The 3826-nt window shown below is 67.3% G+C and carries 2 protein-coding genes; one reads left to right on the top strand and one right to left on the bottom strand.

Annotation, left to right across the window (positions count from 1 at the left end; all coding sequences use genetic code 11):
• On the bottom strand, positions 1-505 hold a 505-nt coding region (locus DBR20_RS11550; RefSeq protein WP_108266265.1), incomplete at its 3' end, for a hypothetical protein.
• Between the two features lie 169 nt (positions 506-674).
• Between DBR20_RS11550 and DBR20_RS11555 the strand changes: the two genes are divergently transcribed.
• Positions 675-3826 (top strand): indolepyruvate ferredoxin oxidoreductase family protein (locus tag DBR20_RS11555; protein WP_258223310.1); only part of this gene is annotated, 3152 nt, incomplete at its 3' end.

Below are 3826 nucleotides of genomic sequence, written 5' to 3' on the forward strand. Positions count from 1 at the left end.
GTACGGCAGCGGCATACCACTTCACTGCTTCCTGCTGCTGGCCGGCCCGCCACAGCGCCAGCGCATAGCTCGGCGGCACCCAGCCGGGATTGCTGCGCAGGGAGCCGGCAGCGGCCTGCCACTGTTCCAGCGCGGCCAGCGCCTGGCCCTGCCGCAACAGGTCCCAGCCATAGTTCCAGCGTACGCTGCGGCCCAGCGCGCTCTGCACCGGCGCTTCGGCCAATGCCTCGCGATAGAGCTTGTCGCCCAGTTCCGCGCGCCCCTGCGCAATGGCTACCGACGCCAGCTGCGCCGTGGCTTCCAGCCCCTTGCGGCCACGCTCGCGGTGCTTCAGCAGCTGTGCCACCAGGTCTTCGCCTTCACCCTGTACCACCGTGATCGGCGCGGCAGCGGCGTCGCTGTCGAAATAGAACTCCTGCGGTGCCGGCAATGCCGGCGCGGCCCACGCAGTGGCCGCTCCCGAGACCAGCAACACGCCGGCCAGGAACTGTCCTGCAACTGACATCCAAATTCCCCCAGGTTGAAACACCAACCTCCCTCTCTCTCCCCGATCCTAACCCCAGCACGGCGCTGGCGCGAGTGCCGGGGCCTTCGCCCCCCACTGTTACAATCCGCGCCTTTCCCGCCGCGTGTACCTGCGCGGCCGGTGCCAGCCGATCCTGACCAGGCCAGCCATGACCAGTACCGCGCAACTCACCTCGCCCGCCTCCGCCGACCTGCTCGACCGTGATTACACGCTCGACCACAAGTACACCCGCAACGAAGGACGGATCTACCTGAGTGGCGTGCAGGCGCTGGTGCGGCTGCCGCTGATGCAGCGCCTGAGCGACGAAGCCACCGGCATCGACAGCGCCGGCTTCATCAGTGGCTATCGCGGCAGCCCGCTGGGCGGCTTCGACCTGGAGCTGTGGCGAGCGCGCAAGCACCTGGAAGCGGCCAAGGTGAAGTTCACCCCGGGCCTCAACGAGGACCTGGGCGCGACCATGGTGTGGGGCACGCAGCAGACCAACCTGTTCCCCGGCGCCAACGTGCAGGGCGTGTTCGGCATGTGGTACGGCAAGGGCCCGGGCGTGGACCGCTGCGGCGACGTGTTCAAGCACGCCAATGCCGCCGGCACTTCGCGCCATGGTGGTGTGCTGGCACTGGCCGCCGACGACCACGCCTGCCGCAGCTCGACCCTGCCGCATGGCAGCGAGGACGAATTCGTCAGCGCGATGATGCCGGTGCTGAACCCGGCCGGCGTGCAGGACATCCTCGACATGGGCCTGCTCGGCTGGGCGATGAGCCGTTACACCGGGCGTTGGGTCGGTTTCAAGACGATCGCCGAGACGGTGGAATCGTCGGCCTCGGTCGAGGTCGACCCGCTGGCCCGGCGCATCGCGCTGCCCGAAGACTTCGACATGCCCGCTGGCGGCCTCAACATCCGCTGGCCCGATCCGCCGCTGGACCAGGAGATGCGCCTGCACCGCTACGCGGTGAAAGCCGCGCAGGCCTTCGCGCGTGCCAACGGCATTGACAAGGTGGTGATGGATGCGCCGCGTGCACGGCTGGGCATCGTCACCACCGGCAAGAGCTACCTGGACGTGCTGCAGGCGCTGGAATACCTGGGCCTGGACGAGCAGGCCTGCGCCGACATCGGCATCCGCGTGTACAAGGTCGGCATGACCTGGCCGCTGGAGCCGGAAGGCATCGCGCGCTTCGCGCAGGGCCTGGAAGACATCATCGTGGTGGAGGAGAAGCGCGCCTTCATCGAGCGCCAGATGAAGGAGCAGTTCTTCAACTGGCCGGTCAGCTGGGGACAGCGTCCGTCCATCGTCGGCAAGTACGACGAGGCCGGCGAGTGGATCCTGCCGTCCACCGGCGAACTGACCCCGGCCACCATCGCCGGCGTGATCGGTCGCCGCATCCAGAAGTTCTTCAACAACGACTCCATCGAGCAGCGCCTGCAGTGGATGCAGGAAAAGGAAGCCGAGCTTGCGTTGCCGCGCGCCAGTTTCCCGCGCGTGCCGCACTACTGCTCCGGCTGCCCGCACAACACCTCCACCACCGTGCCAGAAGGTTCGCGTGCGCTGGCCGGCATCGGTTGCCATTACATGGTGACCTGGATGGACCGCAGCACCGACACCTTCACCCACATGGGTGGCGAAGGTGTGACGTGGGCCGGGCAGGCCGCGTTCACCGATACCCAGCACGTGTTCCAGAACCTGGGCGACGGCACCTATTTCCACAGCGGTTCACTGGCGATCCGCCAGGCGATCGCGGCCGGCGTCAACATCACCTACAAGATCCTCTACAACGACGCGGTCGCGATGACCGGCGGCCAGCCGGTAGACGGTCCGCTGAGTGTGCCGGACATCGCAAAGCAGATGCGTGCCGAGGGCATCCACACCATCATGGTGCTGTCGGACAACATCGCCAAGTGGACGCGCCAGCGCGAGCATTTCCCCAGCGATGTGGAGTTCCACGACCGTAGCGAGCTGGACGCGGTGCAGAAGCGCCTGCGCGAAGTGAAGGGTGTTTCGATCCTGATCTACGAACAGACCTGCGCCACCGAAAAGCGCCGTCGGCGCAAGCGCGGCAAGCTGGAAGATCCGGCCAAGCGGGTGATGATCAATTCGCTGGTCTGCGAAGGCTGCGGCGACTGCGGCAAGAAGAGCTTCTGCGTGTCGGTGCTGCCGAAGGAAACCGAATTCGGGCGCAAGCGCGACATCGACCAGTCCAACTGCAACAAGGACTATTCCTGCGTCAACGGCTTCTGCCCGAGCTTCGTCACCGTGCACGGTGGCCAGCCGCGCAAGGGCAGCAAGCGCGATGCCTCCACGCTGCTGGACAACCTGCCGGCACCGGTGGTGCGCGGCACCCTGGAGCAGCCTTGGAACATCCTGATCACCGGCGTTGGCGGCACCGGCGTGGTGACCATCGGCGCCCTGCTGGGCATGGCCGGTCACCTTGAAGGCAAGGGTGCCTCGGTGCTCGACCAGACCGGGCTGGCGCAGAAGGGTGGCGCGGTGACCACGCACATCCGCATCGCCCGTCGCCCCGAGGATATCCACGCCGTGCGCATTGCCGCTGGCGAAGCCGACCTGGTGGTGGGCTGCGACATGGTGGTGGTCAACGATTACTGGGCACTGTCGAAGGTGCGTGCCGGCCGTTCGCAAGTGGTGCTCAACACCTATGAAGCGATGCCGGGCACGTTCACCACACGCCCGGACATGCAGTTCCCCGCCGCCGACATCATCGCCGGCGTGCGCGTGGCCCTGGGTGGCGAAGAGCCGCTGCTGCTGGACGCAACCCAGCTGGCCACCGCGTTGCTCGGTGATGCGATCGCCGCCAACCTGTTCATCCTCGGCTACGCCTGGCAGCAAGGCCTGGTGCCGCTGTCGTTCGAGTCGCTGATGCGTGCCATCGAACTCAACGGCGCCGCAGTGGCGATGAACCAGCAGGCCTTCGCCTGGGGCCGACTGGCGGTGGTCGACCCGCAGGCCGTACAGCAGGCGGCAGGCGTGGTGCGCAACCGCCATACCGACACCGAGAACACCCCGGGCCCGCTGCATGCACTGCCGCCGGGCGAATGGGAAGGCAACGAGTGGGGCGCTACCGCCGCACCGCGCAACACCGGTGACGAACGCGAGCTGCGTGGGTTGCCGACGCATGGTGGCGATGTCGCCTTCCTGCCGTTGGACGATGCACGCCTGTCGCGCTCGCTGGACGAGATGATCGAGCGCCGCTCGGCATTCCTGATCGACTATCAGGATGCCGCCTACGCCAACCGCTACCGCACGCTGGTCGAGCGCGTCCGCGCGACCGAAGCCGAGCGCATCGGCGG

The sequence above is a fragment of the Stenotrophomonas sp. HMWF023 genome, from assembly GCF_003060985.1.
Taxonomy (GTDB): domain Bacteria; phylum Pseudomonadota; class Gammaproteobacteria; order Xanthomonadales; family Xanthomonadaceae; genus Stenotrophomonas; species Stenotrophomonas lactitubi.